This window comes from Dysgonomonas sp. PF1-14, from assembly GCF_029892965.1.
In the GTDB taxonomy this organism is placed as follows: domain Bacteria; phylum Bacteroidota; class Bacteroidia; order Bacteroidales; family Dysgonomonadaceae; genus Dysgonomonas.
Map to the genome: position 1 here is coordinate 149,876 of NZ_JARXWN010000011.1, position 25,345 is coordinate 175,220.

A 25,345-nucleotide genomic window follows, 5' to 3' on the forward strand; every position below is an offset into this window, starting at 1 on the left:
GTTTCCGCCCTTGTTGAAAAAACTGAAACCTTTACCTAAAACCCAAGTAAGTATCTATTTATCTAAACCTTCTATTGTCTTAATCGTTCCGTCAGGGTTATATTCCAATTCCGTTACTTTCAGGCTGCGAAGCCATGTTTTGCCATCAGATGGGACACAGTCGTGATGAAACAGATACCATTTACCTTTATACTCAGCTATAGAATGGTGTGTAGTCCAGCCCACTACAGGGGTAAGTATCACTCCCTGATAAACGAATGGTCCGTAAGGATTGTCACCGATTGCATAACAGATATTGTGAGTGTCGCCTGTGGAATATGAGAAATAGTATTTACCGTTGTATTTATGCAGCCACGATGCTTCGAAAAAGCGTTTTTCTGTATCACCCTGTGTCAACGGTTTCCCATCTTTATCCAGAATTACCACATCGCGCGGCTCTTCTGCAAATTCGAGCATATTATCGCTCAATCGGACTATTTTTGCACATAAAGCCGGCTCGTTATCGGCAGGGAAAGCAGCACATTCCAATGCTTTATTATTGCGGTAGCGCTGAAGCTGTCCACCCCAAATGCCACCAAAATACATATAGTATTCTCCGTTTTCTTCAAATATGCAGGTATCTATACTATAGCTACCCGGCATCGGATGCTTCTCGGGAATGAATGGCCCGTAAGGTTTATCGCTTATAGCAACCCCGATACGGAATATATCGTTACGGTCTTTCAAAGGGAAGTACATATAATATTTACCATTTTTGTGAGTGACATCGCAATCCCATAACTGGCGGCCAGCCCAAGGGATATCTTCTACAGACAATACCACCCCATGATCTGTGACTTCTCCGTTTTCTACGTCATCTAAAGAAAGGACGTGGTAGTCTTTCATATTGAAATGGTCTCCGTTATCGTTTTCAGGTACTCTGCTCTCCCAGTCGTGGGAAGGGTAGATGTAAAGCCTGCCATCGAATATGTGAACAGATGGGTCGGCCATGTAATCCTTTGGAAGTAAATATCTTGATTTTTTCATGAATGTTTATATTTTTAAGTTAATTCTTTTTGCTATTCTCTGTTTCTACCATATTATTTGCCAGATCAATTATTTGCTGTACTACTGGCTTTGCCTCGTGTTGTCTGTCAAATAAAAGAGGATAATCTGTCCGTCCATACATAGGAAAATTATTTTTCCAGGAATCCTTATCAGTTACTCCCCATAAGGTTACTCGACTGATCTTCTCTTTATTTTTCAGAAACAGCTTGAAGAAGCTGGCCATCCTTTCCGTCCATGCCGTTGCTACCGAGTCCGGCAATCCATTTGTATATGGATTCATTTCCTGGCGGTAAGTTTCAATCTCCGAGATATTAGCACCTACATTTTTACGGGGTGAAGGCAATGCGCTCAGTTCGAATTCTGTGATCATTGCTTTTACTCCTGCATTAGCATAAGCATCTACTGCTGCCTGATATTCTTCAAGACTGGGACCATCCATAGCAATATGTCCCTGCATTCCTACACCGTCGATACGTATCCCTCTTTCTTTTAACGATTTCACCATCTTAACAATGGTTTCACGTTTTCCGACGTGCCATTCATTATAGTCGTTGTAATACAATTCAGTATCAGGATCAGCTTCATGTGCATACTGAAAAGCCAAAGGTATAAACTCTTCTCCCAGTATTTCATAGAACTTACTCTTGCGGTAAGAACCGTCTTCCATAATCGCTTCATTGACTACATCCCAACCTTTTATGCGACCTTTATAACGGGATACAACTGTCGTTATATGGGTTTTCATACGAGCTTTAAGGATTTCCGGTGATACGTTCTTCCCTTTGTCGTCTGTGAAAAACCATCCGGGAGCCTGTGAATGCCATATCAGGCAGTGCCCTGTAATAAACATGTTGTTTTTCTCCCCAAATTCAACAAATTTATCAGCGTCATCAAAGAAAAACTCTCCTTCTTTAGGTTGCAAGAACATACTTTTCATACAGTTCTCGGCAACGATAGCATCAAATTGTTTTTTTACAATGTCTATTGAAGCTGAATCTTTTCCATGTATCTGGTTCAGATTTAATGCTGTCCCGATGTAAAACTTACCATTTAACGCACCTGTCAAAGTAGGTTCTTTCTTCTCATCGCCGGCTTTTGCCTGTGAGCATCCGGCTATTGCTACCATAAGGCAAAAAGAGAAAAGGGATAAATAAATTAGATTTTTCATGTTTATATTTTGTTATTTATATCTATAGATCAGCCTTTCATATGCCTTTCTTCAATTTCTTTATTTATTTTATCTATTACATCATCCTCCAGTTCATATCTGGAAATAATGAACATAGCTAAGACCAATAATATAGCCGGAATTACAGCTACCAGCCATAAGATGCCTTGTTCGGCAAAGGCCGATTGTGTAACCTGATTATCCTTGTCGAAGCCCACGAAAGCCAGTACCAGACCGGGAACAACTCCACCAAGTGCCATACCTGCTTTATAGAAAATACCTGTAAGGGCATTGACAATACCAGAGATTCTTTTTCCTGTAGTATGTTCTCCGTAAGAGATAACTTCGGGAACTAGTGCCCACATATAACCAGTAGCAACAATTATACCTGTAGACTTGATAAACTGGGCTACAAATACCAGCCAGACCTGTGTCTTGAGAGCCGGTATCACTGAGATTGCATAGAGTAATGCCATTCCGGCAATAGCGACGGAGAGGAAAACATAGAACATACGCTTTTTGCCTATCTTGCGTTTTATGGCTGGCACCATCGGCATAAAGATAAATGCAGGGATAGAGCCTAGAGCCATAAAATAGGGCAGCATATCGGGTGATTGCACATTATAAATCATATAATACGACCCTGCCGAGTTGCCTATTGCCATCATGGCAAAAGCAGTGATAAAGAAGAATGCCAATATACGCAGGGGACGGTTATGTTTGAATTCCATCCACAGGTCGGATACCTTTACATCTTCGGTTTCTTTTTCGTCCATCACTACCCGTTCTTTGGTCTGGGTATAGCAGAAAATAAGCAGAGCCAATCCTACAATTGCATAGATCGTCATAGTAATGAACCACGCGTTTCCGGCTTCAGGGGAATTGATCTTTCCATCGGGGGAAAGAGCCTTTACGATAATTGGAATACCATAAGCTACAGCCAAACCGCCCAGATTAGCAAGGAACATTCGGGTAGACGTAAGTTTTGTGATTTCGTCTGTGTCGCGGGTGAGCGAAGCATTGAGTGCCCCGTATGGAACGTTTATCAACGTATAGCACATCGACAAACCCACATAGGTGATATAGGCATAAACCAATGAACCCGAGAAACCATTCCAGAAACAAAGGATAGCGAATCCTGTAAGCGGGATACCTCCCAAAACGAGATAGGAGCGGTATTTGCCTAGCTTAGGATTATGTTTATCTACAAATGCTCCGACTATCGGATCCCAGATGACATCTACAATCCGCACGATAAGGAACATAACTCCTGCGGCGGCGGCAGATATGCCGAAAACATTGGTGTAGAATATAAGCAGATACATCGATACCGTCTGATAAATAAGGTTCTGGGCTAAATCGCCCGAACCGAAACCGATACGCTGTATTGCCGACAGTTTGTAGAAACCTTTTGATTCTGTTGCTGTTTGTGATGTTGAGTCCATTGTATTTTGTTTTTGCTATATTATTATTTTCCAATTACAGTATCACCAACGGTAAGTCTGTGTTTATATAAATTGGCTTTACCCTTACTCTGATATCCTTCGACACAGAATGCTACTTCATATATTTTTCCAAGTTTCATACCCATTTTTTCCCAGACTTTAAAGTGTTCGCTAACGGGAATAGTTCCCTCCGTTTTTTTATTGGTGCGCACGCTCCAATATTGCTGGAAAGTGGTGTCACCTTCTATGGAAGGCTGTTCTACACGCGTGGTTTCGTATATGTCATACATGCTGCCACCAATCTCTACAGTACCTTTAGGCTCAGCCCCGGGCGGACGCCAACTACCCCAAGCCTCGACGATATAAAACTCTACAAGCGGATCAACCGACCAGCCATAAACACATAGATATGAATTGCCATCCGGCTGATAATCGCAACTATAATCGAGGAAAATAGTGCCGATTTGGTCATGGGTTTTGGTACTGTCAAACTTTTTGCCTGTACGAAACAAAGCATTGTTGATATTATCCCAGTTACATTCAAATGCACCACCTTCCTTCAAAATCATGCTAACATCTCCTTTATCATGCCAGAGTTCGTAGCCGAAGCCGTCATGCATCCCGGATTTATTACTTATAATGGTGTCGGAATATTCTGCCTGAAATGGTGAAGCGAACAGACCTTCTTTATTTTTTAAATTTGCACCCTGCGGGTTGTCAGCCCACGCATATCGGACTGATAGGGGTTGTTGTATCCGGTTACTCCAGACTTTTACCTTATTCGGTTCTATTACTACAGCATCAGCCCACACATATTTCTTGTCAGCTCCTGCAAGCATGAAGCCATTAAGTATTTCGTTAGAGTACAGACCTGAACCGACTGACACGAATGTGAGGACGATACTATTCTCGTCTATCTTTACACCTTCAAGCTGAGGGCCTGTGCTAACGATGTCTTTATCTCCATAAGCCACACGTTGTGCTTCCATTGCCAAAAGACGGCCGACATCTTTCTTGTTTTGCGGATGGATATCGTTCCACTCACCTAAACCGAGTGTTACAGCCATACCTGTATATGGCAGCTTTAGTGCCAAGCGTTGAGCTTCTCTTAGTTCAGCCAGACCGCTTTCAGACGGGTATCTGGATGGTTTATTTAGTTCGGGAAGTTGTGCATATATGAAAGGCAACTCCGGTTCGTTCCGTTGTGCTCTCCAGTCTTGAATCAAATCCTGAAACAATCTTGTGTATTCTTTTGCTCTTCCGGCGTTAGACTCTCCCTGATACCAGATCACTCCTTTTATTTTGTAGTTTGTAAGGGGTGCAATCATGCCATTGTACAAGCCCATCGGTTTATACTGGAAAGCTGTGCCGGCCGGCGATGGGGGAAGTTCTGCACCTACACGGTATTTCCAGATGCCTGTCAGGTCAATTTCTTTATTGTCGAGTATTATTTTATAGGGTTTGTCTTCTTTTATTCCTCCCCATTCGTTAGTAACAATTCTAATAGCAACAGTATTCTTGCCTTCTTTCAGCACTCCCTGAGGCACTTTATATATGCGGGGAGGGTATTGGTAACCTGTTGTGCCTACAAACTTTCCGTTTACAAAGGCTGAATCGGAATCGATGATATAGCCTAAGCGAAGGGTTGCAGACTTACCTGTATCTTCTTTTGATACATTAAATTCTTTGCGTAGCCAGAGGATACCTCTTTTTATATCTACTCCTTTTTCTTTCCACATACCGGGAAGGTAATAATCTTTCCATCCGGATATGTCAATGTTTTCTTTATGCCATTTGCTGATACCTTTATCTGCATGTAGCATTCCCATATACCACTCATGGTTTTTCTTTTGTTCCTGTTTGCGTGTTTCTTCTATAAAGCCCGTATCTGCACATCTTTTTGCTTCGGCTTCAAATGAAGGGTATTTCTTTAGTGTTTCTGCACTTATCCAAGCTTCGGCAGGTGTGCCCCCAATAGCTGTACTAAGAATACCGATTGGAACTTTATATTTATCATGCAGGTCTTTTGCAAAGAAGTAGGCTGTCGCTGAAAACTCCATGATATTTGCCGGAGTAACGGGTTTCCATTCGCCGCTCTTACAATCGGATTCTGCTTCGTTGAAATTGTAGTGCATTGGTACTCTGAAAAAGCGGATATGCGGGTTGTTCGCATTTTTTACTTCATCAGCAAACAAGTCTAGTGTGCGCCTGATGGGCAGTTCCATATTAGATTGTCCGGAAGAAAGCCAAATATCGCCGAACAGGATGTCTTTGATGGTTATGTTATTCACTTGTATTTCATAAGTGCCACCCCCTGCTTGTTGTGCAGGTAAAGTTACCGACCAATTACCAGTCTTGTCGGCTTTGGTCTTATATGTTTTACCAAGAAATGTAACAGTTATGTTTTCTGAGGCATCAGCCCAACCCCATATTTTTACTGGCTGGTCGCGCTGGAGAATCATCCCGTCAGAAACCAATTTTGGCAACCTTACTTTTGCTTCCGATTGTAAGGCGAAACTCAAGAATAATATTGCTATTAAGCTAAGCTTTAATATCTTGTTGTGTCTTTGCATATGGCTTTTCATGGATTTGATTTTATCAATAATTCCGGAGGGTGACCCCTCCGAAATTATCAATTATATTTACTTCATTGCGTGGTTGCTAGTAGCATATAATCCTATACATACCCCTACAAAGCCTCCGGATTTCTCTGTACTCAGATTTGAAGCATCGGCATCAGATACCAGTTTTTTCCAGTCGACACCGTCGAAGCTATACAGGAAGTCACAATAACGCCCTTTTCCTTCTATTTTAAGTTTTACAGGTGATGCCTGATCTTTCTTGTCTATAGGAATAGTAGCCATTACTTTTTTATCTTTTTCCATACGGTAAACAACAAGAGATTCTTTTCCGTCCAAGATTGTTTTTCCAAACAGGAACTGATTTTCTTCTTTTTGAAATAGAGTAAATCCTGCAAAATCATTTGATGTTTTCGGAGTATATTCCAATTGTGTTTCAGCAGCAAAGTTTGTATGCTGTTGACGACGTAGGACTACCGATGGCGATTTCTTCTCTTCTATACTAATCGCTAATGGAGTTATATTCAGCTTTCCGTCTTTGATCGTATAAAAATCTTGTTTCGGAGTGCGGATAAATATCCAGGAATAGTCTAGTTTAGCATCGTTAAACTCCTGATTGTAAACAAAATTGCCGGTCAGGTATTTAGCTTCGCCTGTTAAACCTTTCTTATCTGCTACAGTCGGAATCTGCTGACCTTTTGGAAGAATGATTGGAAATTCGTTTTCCCATTTAACCGGAAGAAGGAATGTCTCGCGACCTGTGTTAAACAGACCTCCTTCATAAGGACGTGATGCCAGAAATACTGCCCACCAATCACCTTCCGGAGTCTGAACCATGTCAGCATGTCCTGCACAGGTAATTTTATTTTCCCGGTTTTCGGGCAGATCTCTCTGAGTCAAGATTGGATTGTGTGCAGCCGGTTTAAATGGTCCCATCGGGTTGTTGCTGCGGAATATCACTTCCGAATGCCAGCCTCCTGTACCTCCTTCTGCGCACATCAGGTAGTAATATCCGTTTATCTTGTAAAGATGCGGAGCTTCTATCCATATTGGTTTTTGAGAAATATCGACACCTCCGTCAACAACAATTTTGCTCGAGTTGGGAACAACTTTGTCATTCTCCACATCAAATTCCCATATCTTAATAACCCTGTGTCCTTCATATAATGCTTTCCCTTCGTCCGGAGCATCATTGTGAACGATATATCCTTTTCCGTTTTCATCGAAATAGAAAGACGGATCTATACCTTGAACTTCCGGTAATAGGATAGGATCGCTCCATCCTTTCATCGGGTCTTTTGTTTTTACATAAAAATTACCGATTCCCCAAGAGAATGTAGTAATCATGTAAAAAGTATCATTATAGGGATTGTATTCTATAGCCGGAGCAAAGATTCCCGCTGAGATTTCCTGACTTTCTACATTAAGCTGTGAAGGCCTGTCCAAAACGTGGCCTATCTGTTCCCAATTGACAAGGTCTTTACTGGTAAAAATAGGAACTCCCGGAAAGAAACTAAATGAAGAGTGGATAAGATAGTAAGTATCCCCTTTGCGACAAATAGATGGGTCGGGGTAAAAACCTGCTACTACAGGGTTGTTGTATTGGTTTTTAGGATCAATCTTTTTGTCGAACCATGCATCTTTTCCCTCGTATTTGTAGTAATCGAATCGTGCTGTTTTTTCTTTCGATTCAGATCCAGCTTCCTGACTATTTGTGCCATTAGTACAAGAAACTGATAGTGTAGTCGTTATTGCTGTAAATATAGCAGCAAATAATATCCATGTCCTTTTCATCAAAAATGATTTTTTTTTTTATAAAAAACTCTAATACTTTACTGGTTTTAGCAAAGTCTCAGATTCAATAACCAATGCTTGGAAACAGTCCCCCTTTTTGTAGGGGGGACTGACCCTAAAACAATTATTTACTAGTGTCTGTGGCAATTGTTTTGCCAGCCAGACCATTTGCAAATCCTCCGTATGCAGGTTTACGGTTATATCCGAGTGTCCAAAGGCCAATTGGCTCTCCACCTCTCCATGACGAACTTTCCGGACTATCCAGCGGGCTCCAGTGAGTGATTCCATAGCGTTGATTGGCAGGGATAAGCTCGAAGTATGCTTTCACTATTTCTTCATAGAACACACCCATTTCTTCTGCTTGCTCTCTGGTCAGGTCACTGGTTTTTACGTTCTCAGTTGTGCCCGGTATTCTATAGCCCATATCCAGTTCCGATACTTTTACCAGTTTTCCGGTTGCAGCCATATTGGTAAACATGTCTCTGATTCCCTGCATCGATGTTTCGTTGCAGGTCACGTGCATTTGTGTACCGATACCATCAACTTTCACGCCCTTATCTTTTTCTATCTTGTCGATATATGCGATAAGGCCATTACATTTTCTCTGATCCGGAGATTCTAATCCGTAATCATTTATAAATAGAATCAACTCATTCGGATTTCCGCCACTCTTTTCGTGATAATGACGGGCCAATTCGATAGCTCTTGCAGCATAATATTCTCCCAGATAATCCTGCCAGTAAAATTCATCTGCAGAAAGGTTATCTTTACCAATACCGGTTTTCAGTTTTGACGGATCCGGCCAATCATCCATAGGTTCATTTACTACATCCCATGCTTTAACAGAACCAACACAGGCTTCCATCATTCCTGCAATGAAAGTTTCGAGCGCCTTATCTATAAGTTCACGTTTTTCTTCATCCGGTCTCTCATTCCCTCCCTCCGGATTAACCCGGCATAATGATATGTTATCTATGTATATAGATCCTACATAGGTGCCAATATCGAGAAGGAAGCGATTCCTGTCACTTTCTGTAATAGTAGTTTCTAATTCTACTTCCGTCCAATCGGTAGTAATATTGAAAGGACCAAAACTATTAGCTGAATAATTAGATGTACTTTGTATTCCGGCTGTAATTGAAGCCGCGACTGTCCCTTTTACATTAAATTTCAGTTTGTAATCAGAATCCTTTGTCAAAGGTGTGGCAAAATCATAAGCAGTCTGAGCTTGCCAACCCTGTACAGCTGTAGGGTTTGTTATAACCAAAGCATATCCTGTATCGCCATTGCCTTCTCCGGCTGCCGATACTGCTATCGTTGGTGAACTACTACCCCAACATCCCCAACCATCAATGCTTCCGGCTTCGAAGTCTCCATTATTTATTATGCTAGGATCTAATGAAGAACCTCCTCCTGTACCATCATCATACTTTTTAAGGGTAATATTGTCAAAATAGTAATTAGTACCGGTCAACCCCAGATTGAAAGCGATAGCTCCGCATTCTGCCTGATCTTGAGATATTGTGACCTGCCTAGTGATGGTCTGCCATTGAGTGGTAGCACTGACCGGTCCGAAAAATACCCAGTGCTTATATTGCATTGGTTCTCTCTGAGCCTGATCGCTGAAGGTGGCAGGAGCATCGGCACGCACGTCCATACTAAGTTCATATATGTCGCCTGCTACTGTTTTGGGAGAGAATTTCAAATAGAGCTGACAATCCCAGTCGTTAGGACGGTTTTCACTGTTTGTTATTTTCAATGCTCTTCCAGTTCCGTAAGCTCCTTCTCCGTCTGCCGTAAAACTCATTATAGCGTTATTGTTATACTGATAATTTGATTCATCGTCAGTTTCAAAATTCTGTTCCATAATTACATCCCATCGTGGCTCTCCTTTTATAGGAGCTATCAGCCCGTTCAGATAAGATGCATTCTGATTAGCATGCCAGCAGAGAGTATGCCCATAGACAGACATACCGGACTCTTTAGCTATCTGCAATAGTTTTTTCATATTATCAAGTGCCAGACTGCCATCGCCCTGCACGATAGCTCCATGCTTCATTTCCCAACCCATGGTTATTTCATCGAAATTGGCATTAAGCAATCTGTATCCGACTCCTCTGCTTATATAGTCCGATAAACTAGCTCCGGCTCCTAACTTAAAGTCCGGATTTTCGGAACGGTTTACATAGGTCTTCAATGCATCGTATTGATTCAGATATTCCCAGACATCAAGGCTTCCCGGTCTGTCAACCTGATAATCGAAGATATCATTATCGGCACAGGATGCCATCATCAATGATGCTGTTACGGCCAATAATATTTTCTTATAATGTTTCATATTGTCTAAATATTAAGGTAATTACTTCAATATCGGTATGTATGTTTCCAATGAAACTCCTCTGTCGCGTACAACAAGGGTATCGGTAGTTGTATATTTTATGTCGTTAAGATCTATTTCATAACTCAAATAGAGTACGTTACGATCTTTTCCTCCCCAACTATCCTTATCTCCTTTTTCGACAAATTGTCCGGTTCCGGTAACTGGGTAATCTTCGGAAGTGATAGTGCATTTTCCTGCATTATCAAATGTAAGAAGAAGTGTACAATCGACATCGTAGCCATTTTTGTCCTGAATATCGAGAGGGAATTCTGCGATATTCAGCGAGCGGGTAAGCAGATTGCATACTTCGTCTTTCTCTACAAATTGCTTATGACGTATGATGGTTTTGTCGAATGACGGATCAGTTTTTCCTTTAATTATATCTTTTCCCCGACGCAGATAATTTGCATGCCATGTATTGATAAATTTAACAGCGTACAGCGTATAGTCTTTAGGAGAAACATTCCAGTCAGCAGGATTCAGTCTATTCGGATTGCTCAGAGTTGAGCTTCCTCTCAGGATTGAATCTACACGTTGAGCACCTGTCATTACCAACGGAATAACATAAGTCCTTTTTATGCTCAATGGATCGGCAAAAAAGGCATCGGCCAGTTGTACTTCAACTCCTCCTGATATTTCACCTTTAGGTATCTTTATCTGGTTCGAAGCAAGTGAGTAGTAGTTTGAAGGCATAACCATAATCTCCTCGTTATTATCCTTGAATATCAGATTCTCTCCGAGTGAATTATCGACTTTAAAGTCAATAATGACATCATTATTATTGGTATACGCACCTCCCATAGCTGCCATAATCTTGCATTTATGCTGGTTATCCATAGACGTATCGAATATATCTTCACCCAATACTATTGTCCTTACAGGATACTGATATGCAAAATATGTAGTTGTATAATCGAAATCATCAAATTCCCAGTCCTGATTTTCACAAGAGTATAACGTCGTGAGAACTAATAATATAAAAATCAATTTCTTCATTTTCTTTTATTTTTTAGATTAAAGAATTATTTCCATCCTTTGTTTTGTACCAAAGCATCCCATTTCAGGACCTCGCTATAAGGTATCGGACCATAATACATATAATCCCTATATACTCTGTTCTCTACGGAGATTTCCTCATAAGCACCTCCGGATATGCGAATTCCTTTGGCTACGTCATTGATTGGTGCTTCCCAGCGACGCAGATCCCAGAAGCGGAACCCTTCGAAACAAAGTTCGAGACGTCTCTCATTCCTGATAAGCTTTTGCATTGCTGCTTTATCATTTTTGATAGATTCCAGATAAGGATCTCCACTATCTTTACCTACTCCTGCACGCAAGCGGATAGCCTTGACAACATCGTAAGCAGAGAATCCGACAGAACCGCTGTTGGTAGGTCCCCAAGCCTCGTTCGCAGCTTCTGCATATATCAGGAATATTTCGGTGTAACGGATACGAGGATTATAATGTCTCTGCTGATTTTGAGATGTCGGATTAAGGTTTACATCTTCTCTAAGCAGCTTCCGCATATAATAACCTGTGCGTGTAGCCGATTCATTGGCATTCAGCCCATCTATAGTGTTGTTTTCTTCAGTATATATAGTACTACTCGAAGGGCCTGCTTTACTGCCATTTACTATGATATATTTTTCTAAGCGGGGATCGCGGCCTGCATAAGGATCATTTTTATCATATCCTGAATTTGCAAGATCAGTTATCGGATAACCGTTTGCCATAGGGAATGCATCTACCAGATTTTGTGTTGGATTGATGCGACCTCTTCCGTAAATAGATGGTGGATAATTGTCTTGTTCCAAATCTAAAGAATTGCCAGAATCACCTCTCCATAAAATCTCCGGAGGATTAACCCCGGCCTGTAGATTGTTTATCTGGGAATGGTTTGCATACCATGTCCATCCGTCAGAAGCTAAAGAGCTTAGGCCACCATTCAGGTTTATAACTTCTCCTGCATATTTGGCGGCATCTTCCCATGTTGTAGTAGTCCCTGATGCATAAGCCGGACTTGCGGCTAGCAAAGCTGCTTTGGCTCGTATTCCTTTGGCAATACGCGCAGTCATGCGCAATCGGGGGTAATAAAAGAATACCCGCTCATAGTCATCCATCGTAATATCTCCGTATTTTGCCGGAATCTCACTTACTTTCTCATAATCGAGAGGAAGTAGTTCTTCGGCTTTATCAAGGTCTGCATAGATTTGTTTCATGCATGCATCGAATGTCGCACGAGGTTGGTTGAAGTCCGATTCAGGAGTTTCCGGTTCAGAAATAATAGGAACTCCCAGCAATTGACCGTCCGCAGTCCATCCACCATGTGATTGCAACAGGTAATACATAAACAATGCACGCAGGCCATAGGCTTCGCCTTTCATACGCATATTGAACAGGCGGCTTACTGTCTCGTCATCTGCCCATTTCACTTTGTCGGATTCTGCCAACAAAATATTCAGATATTGGATAGCAGCTTTGGAGTTTCTCCATTGATCCATAGGGTTGTTATTTGCAGTCCATTGTCCTGTTGCCATTTTCATATAATTGTTGTTATACTTATCATTGGTAACAGCATCATCGGTAGCTACATCATTGAATGACCACGAATTGGTTGGTATACGGGTATATCCATTCAGAATAATACCTTGTATGAAACCGGCATCATCATTTTCGGCATCTATATCTCTGATGTTTTCATTTGCCGGCGAAAACAAGTCATCACAACTGGTAAACAATGCAGCGACAAATAAAAGGATATATAAATATTTATTCATATCTTGATTTTTTTATGACATTATTTTATTAAAATACAGCCTTAACTCCCAGATTATAGAATCGGGTTTGTGGAGTTGTTCCCACATTCAATTCCAGAACTTTTCTTTCTTTAGCTATAGTCAGCAGATTAGCTCCGCTTACATATACGGACAGCCCTCTGATAAAACTATCACCCAGAATATGCTTAGGCAGGTCATAAGTTACCTGTACCTTTGCCAGATTGAATCGGTCAGTTTTGTACAACCAGAAATCTGAATTCCGGAAATTATTGTCGCTGGTCAGGCTGGTTAAGCGAGGGTATGTAGCGGTGTCTTTTGTATCTTCTGTCCAACGATCGCGTACTACTGCCGAGTATTTTCCATCACCCTGTACCCAGTAGTAAGAATTGTTTTTGAAGGCATATGCACCGAAATTCCCTGTTCCTAACACAAAGAATGTTAAGTCTCTCCATTTGGCAGTAAGGTTAATGCCAAAGGTAAAAGGTGCTCCATTCCAGCCTGCACGACCCAGATAGATTTCGTCTTTAGTATCGATGATTCCATCACCATTCTGATCAACGTACTTGATATCTCCAGGTTTAACCTCTCCAAATGCATGGGAAGGAGATTCTGCTATATCAGTTTCATCTGTAAAGAATCCGTCGTTTTGCAGTCCCCACAGAGCGTCTAATGGTCTGCCTGTACGATTCTGATAGTCGTCTTCAAACATTTCATCACGTTTTACAGCTTTAGTCTTATTTATTGTTCCGGCAACACCAAGAGACCAGTCTACCGCACCAATTTGCTTATTCAGCGTAGCACTAAAGTCAAATCCGATACGTTGGTCGTTATTGAAGTTTTTATACGGCATAAATGATGAAGTAGGCCAGTAGGTCATAAAATACATAGGGTATTGGGTTGAAGGTTGAACCAACAATCCTTCCATTCTGTTAGCAAAGAAAGAAGTATTAACAGTAAGCATTTTATTGAAAAGGATAGCTTCTGCTCCTATGCTTATTTCTTTCCTTTTAATAAAGCCTAAGTCTTTATTTCCACCACGCCGCGAATCGGTCGTTTTTTGGAGAGTACCATCCCGCCAACTATACCATGCTCCGTTTATTTGAGTATAATATGTCTCATACAGATAGTATTCTGAAATGTCGAGGTCTGAATTTAAAATGCTGGCAGATGCTGTTAATTTTAAATCGTCGACAACTGAAGAATTTTCAAGGAATGCTTCTTTCTTCAATCTCCACCCTAACGAAATAGCCGGAGAGAATGCGATTCTGTTACCTTCGGCAAGCTTGCCTGAGTGTATGCCTGCCCCACTAAATTCGGCATAGTATTTATCCTTATAGTTATATGCCACATTGAGAGCAAGGTTTACATTGTTTACCTTCTGATAAACTTCCGACTGGGATTGCTGATATCCATTGGCAATCAGCATTGAAGAAATCTTGTGGTCGCCTTGCAGTACCGTTTCGTAATTAAATTGTCCCGAAAAAGCAATTGTTTGTTTGTAAGTACTGTTGCTTATATTCTGTACACCACTTTTCGAGTCTTCACCATATTTGGTTAAGCTGGCGATCATATCGGTCTGCGAGCCTGCAAAATTTGTCCAGTTAGGGGCAAAAGTTGCATAAGAATTATTATAAGCCTGATTGTAGTTGGTCGAATAATCTACAGCAAACTGTGTATGAAAAGATAAACCTTTAAGCAGTCTTCCCATATCTATATCCAATGATGTATTGAAAAAGAACTGTCTGCTGGTGTACTTGTTATAGCCTCCTGCTGCAACAGCTGCAAACGGATTTGTCTGATCGAGCTGTGTACCTCCCAAGAAATAATCGCGTCCGTCGAAATTGATAATGTTACTGGTGTTATTAATCAGTCCCTGAGAGTTAACATCTTCCGAATCAATCATATCAACCGGTATAAATGGCGCAAGGCGATGAGGGCGCAATGTCGCGGCTTGTCCCCAGTAATTGCCATGAGCACCGCGTGCATTGTAAAATATCGCAGCAGCATCTACTTTCCCTTTTATGAAGCTGTTTATATTCAGGTCGATATTACCACGTATATTCAGACGATTTGTATTGTCATCTTTCGCTTCTCCGAAGTTCAGAAGGGAATTTGTGTAGTCAAATCCTACATTGGTATAGAATCGTGCACGCTCATTTCCCCCTGTTATCTCTGCATTTACATCCGAACGGTTATAGACTTTTCTAACATAATCGGATGAATAAAAATTCACGTTCGGATAACGATATGGATTTAATCCCGAAGCATGGTGATAGATAGCTTCATCGTTATACAATGACGCTAATCCGTCATTTTTGCGAGCTTCATTATACAGAGTCATATATTCGGCCGAACCCAGATATTCAGGATAACTCTTAGGTACATGAATTCCGGTATTAGCACGTACATTTATATCCTTTGTATTTGCTTTTCCTCTCTTAGTACTTATATAGATAGCTCCCTTAGCAGCACGACTGCCATATAAAGCTACGGCAGAAGCCCCTTTCAGGAACGTTATCTGCTCTATTTCTGAGGGTAATACATTAGTTGCTTCGCGGGGAACACCGTCAATCAACAATAAATAATCACCCATAGCCCACAGGTTTCCGTTAAAACCACCTACATAAGCTTCCATACCATCCAGACTGTAGGTTGTATAGTTCTTTTCCATCTTCTCCGGTAAATCTACAACTGAGATACCTCCGAGCAGATCTTTCTTTTCTACTTTACGGAAAGCTACCTGAACAAAATCAAGATCTTCGGCTTCCAATACAATTTCTTTTGGAGCGAGGGAAGCATCCACAAATTTGGACTTGTAGCCCGGAGCTTTTATAAGTACCAATGAATTGGGGTATAGATCTAATGAAAATTTACCCAAGTTATCGGTAACAATGCTTGTCTCCTCTTCTTCACAAATAACTTCTGCTGCCGGCAAAGGTTTATTATCCGCCCCTAAGACTACGGCTTCAACTTTTACCTTGCCCAAAGTCTGTGCTTCCGACTTCAGTGTGAAAAAGGCAAGCATAATGCATATTGCTATTCCTATTTTTATATAGTTCATTACTTCCTAATTTTTAATTATATAAATCCTTTTTCAAATATTACCAACCCGGATTCTGAGGGAATTCCAAGTACATATGCACATCCACATTCTTGAGAGGCAACCAATAATGTTTTGATGAAAGCTGACGTTCAAGAATAACTGTTTCTTTAAAGTTCAGGACTCTATTATCTTCCGGTTTATTCGCATTAAATCCGGGAGCTCTGTCAAACTCTTGTGATGTTTTCAGTGTGTATGGTTGTTCTGTCAATAGCAACCAGCGGCGTAGGTCGTTGAAACGATGTCCTTCATAAGCTAATTCTACTGCACGTTCGCGTTGTAACTCTTTCATGAAAGAAGTCACAGATCCTAAATATTTACTATGCACAGGATCTACTCCGGCACGTTTACGGATTACATTAACTGCATCGATAGCCGACTTATCGAAATTTGCATCTTGTCCTTGCGGTGAGTTGTAACCATTTGCAGCAGCTTCGGCATACATCAGATATATGTCTGCCAAACGCATCCAACTGATATGTATATGATTGCTCGAACCCCAACCGTAACCATCGTCATATTTATTCGCCCTTATCGGGATAAATTTATAAAGCAGATAACCTGTACGGCTTCCAGATCTGATGTCGCGATAACTTCCTCCTGTATAAAGATTTGCATAGCGATCTTTTTCATTTTCGGCAGGGTTAATCGTTCCTTCCACACATTTTACTCCATCATAAACTATGTCATGATAGAAGCGAGGATCGCGTCCACGCCAAGGATGTTCTTTATCGAATCCAGCTTCGGAATCGGTAAGCGGCAAACCGTTAGCCATACCATAGTAGTTCACATAGTTAGCTGTAGGTGCGAATTTTGCATTTTCATCTACCAATATACCACCCGGCTGATACTGTTTAGACAATCCCCAGTTTGATGAGTTCGGTTCGTATGACGGCCCGCGGAAGATAGCTTCCGTTTCACCCGGCATTTTCCAACTCTGTCCGTTTGTGTAGAAAAGATTAGAATATTTAGAGAAATCAACTAGAGCATATTGTGTTTTCCCGCTTTCTACAAGAGTTAGCAATTCTGCGAATACTGTAGCAGCCTTTTTGCAATATTCCTGATTATAGGTTTTATTTCCGGTCGACTCTGAGTTCATTAATGGACTGCCTGCCCACAAGTAGTTTTTACCCAGATAGCCTAATGCCATTATTTTATTGATACGCAACTGATTTTTACCCAGCGTTCTTTTTCCGGCAGTAGTATTGTCCCAGTCGATAGGTAACAAATCAGCAGCTTCGCGGAAATCCTGTGCAGCACGATCTGCCGTTTCCTGATAGCTCAAACGAGGCAGTGTTAATTTATTCTCTGTAGACAATGATTTGTCGATATAAGGAAGTCCTCCAAAATATTGCATAAATTGGAAATGGAACCATCCTCTGAAAAACAGTAATTGTCCTTTTATCAATCGTTTTTCCTCATCAGTTGCTTCAGTAAGCTTATCCAGATTTTCGAGTCCGATATTGGCTTTACGTATTCCATACCAACCGAAAGCCCATAGAGCTTTATTGAGACGGTCTGCATTTGTGTTCACTTCAGAGTTGCGTCTGTCCAGCCATCCCGAGTTCCATCCATCATATCTGGATTGCCATCCCCAAAAGTCACCATTGTCTATTTTGCTTATGAAATGGTAGTCGATGCTGGTAGTTGTAATTTCGTCTTCTCCCCAATTGAATGAATTTGTCCAATATCCTTTGGCAAAATCGGGAATACAATGGTAGAGTTCTTCTGTATATCCCTGGAAATTGTTAAAATTCTTAAAGGCTTCTTCGGGAGATACTGAAGAGTCGACTTCCTTGTCCAGATAGTCGTCGCAGGCTGTGAAACTAAAAGCCAGCGATATGATCCCTACCCACAGAATTGATTGTATATATTTTTTCATTTTATCTAGTTTTATAGATTAATGTTAATACCCAGATTGAAGCGTTTCACTGTAGGATAAGCACCTTGTGACGCCCAGCCTGTACCGGCAAAGTTCGATTCGCGGTCATCCGGCATTTTTGACGATACCCATAAGTTGTTACCGTTGAGATAAAGCCTCAATGATTGGAGACCAAGTTTTTTCACCCAACCTGAATCGAAAGTATAAGATATTTCCGCATTTTTCAGGCGGATATAAGACCCATCATACATATAGCGGTGTCCTCTGCTATATTCACTTGGTGTAGAAAGCCAGCGTGGCATCGGAACATCCGGATTGGTATTCTCTTTAGTCCAGTATGAGCCTTCGTCATATACAAGATTCTGTCCTCCGGTAAAGCTGCCGAACACTACCTGGCGAGTCACATTATTTACCCCATAGAACTGAACGAATGCGGCAAATCCTTTCCATTCGAAGCCTACAGTTGCATTATATGTGTTTTGAGGAGTCGAGGAATAACCATATGGTATTTCATCATAAGTGTCGATCACTCCATCTCCGTTGTAATCTATAATATGGTAGTTGCCCGGCAATTTTTGATTGTCATTTTTATCATGTATTGTACTACCATATACTTCATCCCAAGAGTTATAATAACCATGACCTACGTGAGTCGTTGTCTGGCCAATCTGTTTACCTGCTTTTTTCTGATAGTATGGTAATAATTCAGGGTCATCCTGAGACAGAACTTTGTCTTTGGCATGTGTCAGATTGAAGTTACCCCATAGTCGCAATCCATTTTTAAATTGATGATTCAGCTTCAATGTCAATTCATATCCGTTTGTTTTCACTCTACCCAGATTTGCTGTTGGAGGAGTTGCCCCGAAATATGAAGGTATAGCCTGATTGCTTCCATTGATTAAGATGTCTGTACGTTTATCTGTAAAGAAGTCCAATTCACCGGAAACCAAACCATTAAGGAATGAGAATTCTGCTGCATAATTGGTTTTTGTAACTTTCTCCCAGTGAACATCCGGTCGGCCGATCTGAGTTTCCCTGTACCAGGTATAAGGACTGTATTCGTCCATATTTGGTCCCATTAAGGATTGTCCTCTATATCCGTCTCTACCGCCAATAGCCCACTGCGTGAGATAGAGCCAGCGTTGGCCGATATTATCATCACCGATCGAACCATATGATGCTTTCAGTTTCAACATGTCCAGGAATTTTATCCCTTTCATAAACTTTTCTTCGCTTACCATCCAGCCGATACCCCCTGATGAGAAGAATGCAAAACGGTGATCTTTGCTGAACTTTTCAGAGCCGTTATATGCTCCACTGTAATCGAAGAAATACCTGTCGTTGAAGCCATATGTAGCACGGAACACCCAGTCTTCACGATAGTTTGGTATCTGGCTGCCTGTTGCGTGTTCGTCTCGAGAGAAAAGCCCCATTGCTGTTATATCGTGTTTGCCTAGTTTTATGCCATAGTTAAGCTGAAGTTGATAGTAAAGTTTACGTTGAGTAGACCAGTTTTCCATTACACCCGGGCTCGTTGTCCATTTACGACCTTCGTCGAAGTCGAACCGGTTATCGCCATCATAACTTTCTTTCCAGCGTACTTCGCCTGTTTCCGGGTTTATCCATTTTGCCTGAGTTCCATTATTCAGGTCGGTAATTCCTCTTTCTGTTTCGACAAATACATTGTCCCAAGATATTGTTCCTTTCACATTAAGGCCTTTTACTAACATGCTCAAGTCTTGATCCAGTGTAAAGTCTGTATTAATACGTGTAGTTGTCTTCAACATATTACCTGCAATAGCAAGATTCTGAGCCGAGTTGGTTGCTGCGACCGGTGCAGGCTCATAATATCCCCATGTGCCATCCGAATACTTTGGAAGAAAAACATCCGGAGCTACACTATATGCTCCCTGCCACATTGTGTACTCATTACCGGATGCACCCCAAGGGCTGCGTTTTGCTCCATGAGAACCGGATAGATTAACTTTGAGGACAGTTGTGCGTGTCAGTTGGAAGTCGAGGTTACTACGTACGTTCAAACGGTTGAAACCGTACCCTGTGTTATATCCTCTGTTATTATCCCATTGTTTAAAGAGGTCTCCCTCGTGCAGAAAGTCAACTCCTGCATAATATTTAACAAATCTCGTACCACCTGTTACATTGAGATTAGCGTTGTAAGACATAGCATAATCTTCAAATAATGCATCTGCCCAATCTACATTCGGATAACGTTCGCTTTCTTCAAGATTTGCCGGATTACGATATTTATTTATGATACTTACAGGTGTCATATTAGCCCAAGCATCCGGTCTTAGTCCCAGTTCGTATTCGATAACAGAGTTACGTATACTCAAAGCGTCATAAGCATCATATTTACCCGGAAGCTTCGATGGTGCTTTCAATGTAGCATTTGCTCCTACTCTGATTGAAGCTTTTCCTTCAACTCCTCTTTTAGTTGTAATAAGTATAACCCCATTTGCACCTTTAACACCAAACACAGCAGTAGCCGATGCATCTTTCAAGACTGAGATCGACTCTACTGAGCTAATGTCTACACTGTTCATAGGGCGTTCTATTCCATCTACCAATATCAGAGGATCGCTACCATTCCATGAACTTCTACCTCGAATAACGATGCGCGGATCTTCTTCTCCAGGCATACCTGTACTGGCTTCTGTAATAACTCCCGGCAGATTTCCTGTAAGAGCAGCACCAACACTGGAAACTCCTCCTGCGCGTTCGAGTACTTTACCTGTAGTTTGTGTAATAGCTCCTACTACACTAGCTTTTTTCTGCTGGCCATAACCGACTATAACAGTTTCGGTTAATTGTATATTATCGTCTTTAAGCGTGACAGTAATATGATTCTTGTTTTGTACCAAAACCTCTTGTGTTCCCATTCCCAGAAACGAGATTACAAGAGTTTGACTTCCTGTAGGGACTTTAATAGAGAATGAACCATCGTCTTCGGTAAAAGTACCTAGAGCTTTTCCTTTTACAGCGACTGTAGCACCTACAATAGGATTTTTTTGCTCATCTAACACTACACCTGTAACCGTTTGCCCGCTTTGAGCAAATACTTCCGGCCCTGGCAGGACTAATAATGAGAATAGAAATCCTATCAAAAACAACTTCCTGTTTTTATCGGAGGAAATTGTTTGATACATCTTCTTTATTTTTTTCTTCATCCTTTTTACTTGTTAAACTGTTTGTTTTTAATTTTTTTAGAGAGGTGAAATCTGGATTTATCTGAGAAGTCTTGTGTAATTTTTCAGTTCGATCAAATCCATCTAAAAAACAGATCAACTGTTGTCGTAGAAATTATTCATAATTTTTTATTTTAAGGTTAAACATCAAAACAGAAAGAGTATTTACTCTTTAAAAAAACAGTAGAAATAAGAGACAATTTTTCTTTTGCATAAGAGATTTATAGTTAATTGAGTCTGGTTATTCTTGAAACCACAAGCTAGTTTAGACCTCTTAGTACAAATGTAAATTAATCATAAATTAAGCTATTCCCATTTTAGATATTTTATTTCTAATATTAGATACACAAACATAATTGTGCTATATACAATAAGTTAACGCCGGGAATAAGTTGTTAAAACTTTATGTTTTCATTCTTCACAGCATAGAAAACAAAAGGAGATGCCTATTTATCTCAGGCATCTCCCTTAATCGTATTGAAAAGTTTGGTTTGTTAATCTAAATTTTTGAATATATAAATTTTGTCAGGCTCTGTAGATACGTCATATTCATATGTTTCTTTCAGGACAATCCCTTTTAGTAATGCTTCATCAGAAACGATGGGATCGGCAATGTGTACTGATTCTAAAAGTACATTTGTGTTTTTGCCCTCAGCCTTTTTAATATTATGGCCTGTAAGTGGTACATGGGAACGGATACGGAGATTTCCTCCAATTTTAGAGTGGACAGATGTTTCCTGGAGTTCTCCGTTTTGCCATTTCATAGCAATTTCGAAACCACCGCGAGCAACTAACCCCGAGACCGAACCATCGGCCCATCTATCCGGCAATGCTGGCAGAAGGTGTACGGCACCGTCATGACTTTGCAGCAACATCTCGGCCACACCTGCTGTTAACCCGAAGTTACCGTCGATTTGGAATGGAGGGTGTGCAGTAAACATATTAGGATATGTTCTTCCATCTTCATTATCTTTATCAGCCAGAGTAAGCATATTGCTGATGATCTTATAAGCATGATTGCCATCGAATAAACGCGCCCATAGATTCACTTTCCAGCCAATAGACCAACCTGTAGCCATGTCGCCACGAAAAGTAAGCGAGTTACGGGCAGCTTCGAAAAGTTCGGGGTGTGAATACGGTGAAATCTGGCTGCTTGGATACAAACCATATAGATGAGATACATGCCTGTGCTCATCTGTTGGGTTGTCGAGGTCTTCGAGCCATTCTTGTAGCTGCCCATGCTTTCCTACCTGCATAGGAGGTAGTTTCTTTACCATGTCTTGCAATTGCTGACGGAATGTCTTGTCTTTGTTCAGTATCTCATTTGCCTTCATTGTATTTGTCAGAATATCGTAAACGATCTGATTGTCCATAGTACAACCGGCCGTTATTGAGGTTCCGTATGGGCCATGCTCGGGAGACACAGACGGAGAGGTTACCATCCAGCCGTATTTTGGATGAGGCACCAGAGTGCTTAGGAAAAATTGGGACGCACCTTTCATTACCGGATAAAATTCAGCAAGAAACTCCTTATCTCCTGTAAATAGATAATGTTCCCATAAATGCTGGCAGAGCCAAGCTCCTCCATTCGGCCACATTCCCCAGTAAGCTCCATCTACTACTCCTGTGATTCGCCAGATATCGGTATTGTGATGGGCTACCCATCCATCAGCCCCATACATAGTCTTGGCTGTTCCTTTACCACTTTCGCTCAGTTCTTTCAACATTTGGAATAGAGGGAAATGGGTTTCGGACAGATTGGTTACTTCTGCCGGCCAGTAATTCATTTCCGTATTTATATTGATCGTGTATTTGCTATCCCAGGGCGGAGTAAGCTGGTTGTTCCATATTCCTTGCAGATTGGCAGGCTGCCCACCGGACTGAGACGACGAAATCAATAAATAACGCCCGAACTGGAATAACAGTGCAACCAGTGACGGATCATGGCTTTGCTGAAAGTTCATTATCCTTTCATCTGTAGGTAATGACGAAGCTGTATTACTCCCAAGATCGAGTTGGAGGCGGTTAAATTGTTTTGCATATATATCCGAATGGTTTTTCTTAGCCGTTTCGTAACTTTTCGAATAAGCAAGCTTTAATTTTCCTGATGCTTTTTCTCCCTCGTCTTCTCCGACTGTCTTATAATCAATAAAATTTGTTCCTATTGATATATAGATGGTTGCCGAGGTAGCATCAGTAACAGTTATTTTATTTCCGGAAATAGCAACAGCCCCATCCGTATTCTTCACCATAGAATGTACCTGATAGTGTATGGCTCCCTGAATACCTTCGTGATCGGAACCTCTGCCGTTAAGTACCAACACATTCTCTTTGGTTGATGTTGTGGTGTGCTTTGCTGGAGAGGTATATTCTGCACTAAAAGATAAAGCCCCTTTCTTGCTGGCAGAGAGATGCATGACAATGACATCATCGGAAAAGGAAGAGAATACCTCCCGCTTATATTCTACTCCATCTGATATATAGCGTGTAGTGGATAAAGCTCTGTTCAAATCCAGTTCTCTGTAATAATTTTCATATTTGCCATGATTCTTAAAATTGAGAATCAGGCTCCCAGCTGTCTGATAAGGCATTCCATGGCGGTGTGTCAGAAACTTTTTATTTATCAGATCTTCAGCTTCCTTATTCTTTCCTTCAAAAATCAGCGCTCTTACTTCTGGTAATGCTTCGTATGCCTCCGGACTATCGTTACGATAAGGGCTTCCTGCCCAGATAGTCTCTTCATTCAATTGCAACTCTTCGCGTTCGGGGTTGCCATAAACCATAACACCCAGTCGGGAGTTTCCCAATGGTAGCGCCTCTTCCCATATCTGAGCGGGGCGGCTATACCATAATTTTAACTCTTGTGCAGATAGTTTAAAGCCGGATAAAAGGAAAACACAAATTAATGATATGCTAATCTTCATATTACAGGACAATAGTATATTTCTAATAATACAGGCTGAATTTATTTATTAAAACTTCGGCTGACAAATGGAAGGCAGGTGTAAAGTGCAGAATGCCAGTATTCCCATGTATGCCCTCCATCGCGCACTCTGAATTCACAAGGAATAAATCCTTTTCTCATGGCTTGTGTAAGTTCAATGTTACGATCGAGTAGAAAGTCATCATCGCCACAATCTACAAACCATGCAACGGTACGCAGTTGCGCTTTTCTTTGTTCATCGGCTTCTTCCACATATTTTACACAACTGTTCTCAATTACCGAACGCGTAAGAATTGCCATCAGGCTATTCGGATCATCAAAACGATGGGCTCCTTCTTCGGGGATAGACATTAATGCACTCATAGCATAGACAGCACCAAACATATCGCTATGCCGTTGTCCGTAAGCTGTAGCTCCACCGCCACCCATAGACAGGCCTGCAACGGCACGACTTTGCTTATTTCCTATAGCTCTGTATGTTTTCTCAATATAGGGGAGAAACTCTGTAAAGAAAAATGTTTCATATTTCCAGCCCGGCATATCAAAATAACCATTCCAATGGCCTTTGCTCATGTCTCCTCCGGCATTCGGCGAAACTATTATCATTTCACTGGCTTCTCCTGAGGCTGTCAACTGATCCATCACATCTTTTACATACCCGCGATGAAACCAATCATTATTCGTTTGCATCATCCCATGTAAGAGATACAAGACAGGATATTTTTTGCTGGTATCGGTGTCATAGCTCTTAGGGAGGAAAATAGTGTATTCCCTATCTGCTGACAATACTTCGCTTTTTATCGTTTTGGTTTCTATCCGGCTTTGCGGATATGGCGGCTGAGCCTGAGAAATAAGTGCTGCTAACAATAAGAGTACTAATAATTCGATTCTTTTCATATATGTTTTATTTTATATTAAGTAATACATAATATTTATTGTCGTGTTCAATGCTGTAGGGGGGGAAAATAAATAGACCCATATATATTCGGGGGTAAACAATATAGCCCCGACAAAAAACAAAAA

The 25,345-nt window shown here is 41.1% G+C and carries 13 protein-coding genes; all 13 read right to left on the minus strand.

Annotated elements, in window-relative coordinates:
* Positions 1–54: 54 nt before the first annotated feature.
* On the minus strand, positions 55–1,026 hold the full coding sequence (locus M2448_RS13895; RefSeq protein WP_280646584.1) for a glycoside hydrolase family 43 protein: 972 nt from the start codon (positions 1,024–1,026) through the stop codon (positions 55–57).
* 19 nt (positions 1,027–1,045) lie between these two features.
* Positions 1,046–2,215 carry an endo-1,4-beta-xylanase gene (locus tag M2448_RS13900; RefSeq protein WP_280646585.1) on the minus strand — a complete coding sequence of 390 codons (1,170 nt, stop codon included), beginning with the start codon at positions 2,213–2,215 and terminating at the stop codon, positions 1,046–1,048.
* Positions 2,216–2,244: 29 nt separating this feature from the next.
* Positions 2,245–3,660 carry an MFS transporter gene (locus M2448_RS13905; RefSeq protein WP_280646586.1) on the minus strand — a complete coding sequence of 472 codons (1,416 nt, stop codon included), beginning with the start codon at positions 3,658–3,660 and terminating at the stop codon, positions 2,245–2,247.
* 23 nt (positions 3,661–3,683) lie between these two features.
* Positions 3,684–6,245 (minus strand): glycoside hydrolase family 11 protein, encoded by a 2,562-nt coding sequence (locus tag M2448_RS13910; protein WP_280646587.1) that lies wholly within the window; start codon positions 6,243–6,245, stop codon positions 3,684–3,686.
* A 57-nt stretch (positions 6,246–6,302) separates the two neighbouring features.
* Positions 6,303–8,033 carry a glycoside hydrolase family 43 protein gene (locus tag M2448_RS13915; RefSeq protein ID WP_280646588.1) on the minus strand — a complete coding sequence of 577 codons (1,731 nt, stop codon included), beginning with the start codon at positions 8,031–8,033 and terminating at the stop codon, positions 6,303–6,305.
* Positions 8,034–8,157: 124 nt separating this feature from the next.
* Positions 8,158–10,371, minus strand: a complete 2,214-nt coding sequence (locus M2448_RS13920) for an endo-1,4-beta-xylanase (RefSeq protein ID WP_280646589.1) — start codon at positions 10,369–10,371, stop codon at positions 8,158–8,160.
* Positions 10,372–10,392: 21 nt separating this feature from the next.
* Positions 10,393–11,409, minus strand: a complete 1,017-nt coding sequence (locus M2448_RS13925) for a DUF5627 domain-containing protein (RefSeq protein WP_280646590.1) — start codon at positions 11,407–11,409, stop codon at positions 10,393–10,395.
* A gap of 26 nt (positions 11,410–11,435) precedes the next feature.
* Complete coding sequence (locus M2448_RS13930; RefSeq protein WP_280646591.1) at positions 11,436–13,190, minus strand: RagB/SusD family nutrient uptake outer membrane protein; 1,755 nt, start codon at positions 13,188–13,190, stop codon at positions 11,436–11,438.
* Positions 13,191–13,218: 28 nt separating this feature from the next.
* Positions 13,219–16,251 (minus strand): SusC/RagA family TonB-linked outer membrane protein, encoded by a 3,033-nt coding sequence (locus tag M2448_RS13935; protein WP_280646592.1) that lies wholly within the window; start codon positions 16,249–16,251, stop codon positions 13,219–13,221.
* Positions 16,252–16,291: 40 nt separating this feature from the next.
* Positions 16,292–18,172: a RagB/SusD family nutrient uptake outer membrane protein gene (locus M2448_RS13940; protein ID WP_280646593.1), complete on the minus strand. Its 1,881-nt coding sequence runs from the start codon at positions 18,170–18,172 to the stop codon at positions 16,292–16,294.
* Positions 18,173–18,183: 11 nt separating this feature from the next.
* Entirely contained in the window at positions 18,184–21,360 is a 3,177-nt protein-coding gene (locus M2448_RS13945; RefSeq protein ID WP_280646594.1) for a TonB-dependent receptor, read from the minus strand.
* Positions 21,361–21,872: 512 nt separating this feature from the next.
* Positions 21,873–24,302 carry a glycoside hydrolase family 95 protein gene (locus M2448_RS13950; protein ID WP_280646595.1) on the minus strand — a complete coding sequence of 810 codons (2,430 nt, stop codon included), beginning with the start codon at positions 24,300–24,302 and terminating at the stop codon, positions 21,873–21,875.
* A gap of 41 nt (positions 24,303–24,343) precedes the next feature.
* Entirely contained in the window at positions 24,344–25,219 is an 876-nt protein-coding gene (locus M2448_RS13955) for an alpha/beta hydrolase-fold protein (protein ID WP_280646596.1), read from the minus strand.
* Positions 25,220–25,345 lie beyond the last annotated feature (126 nt).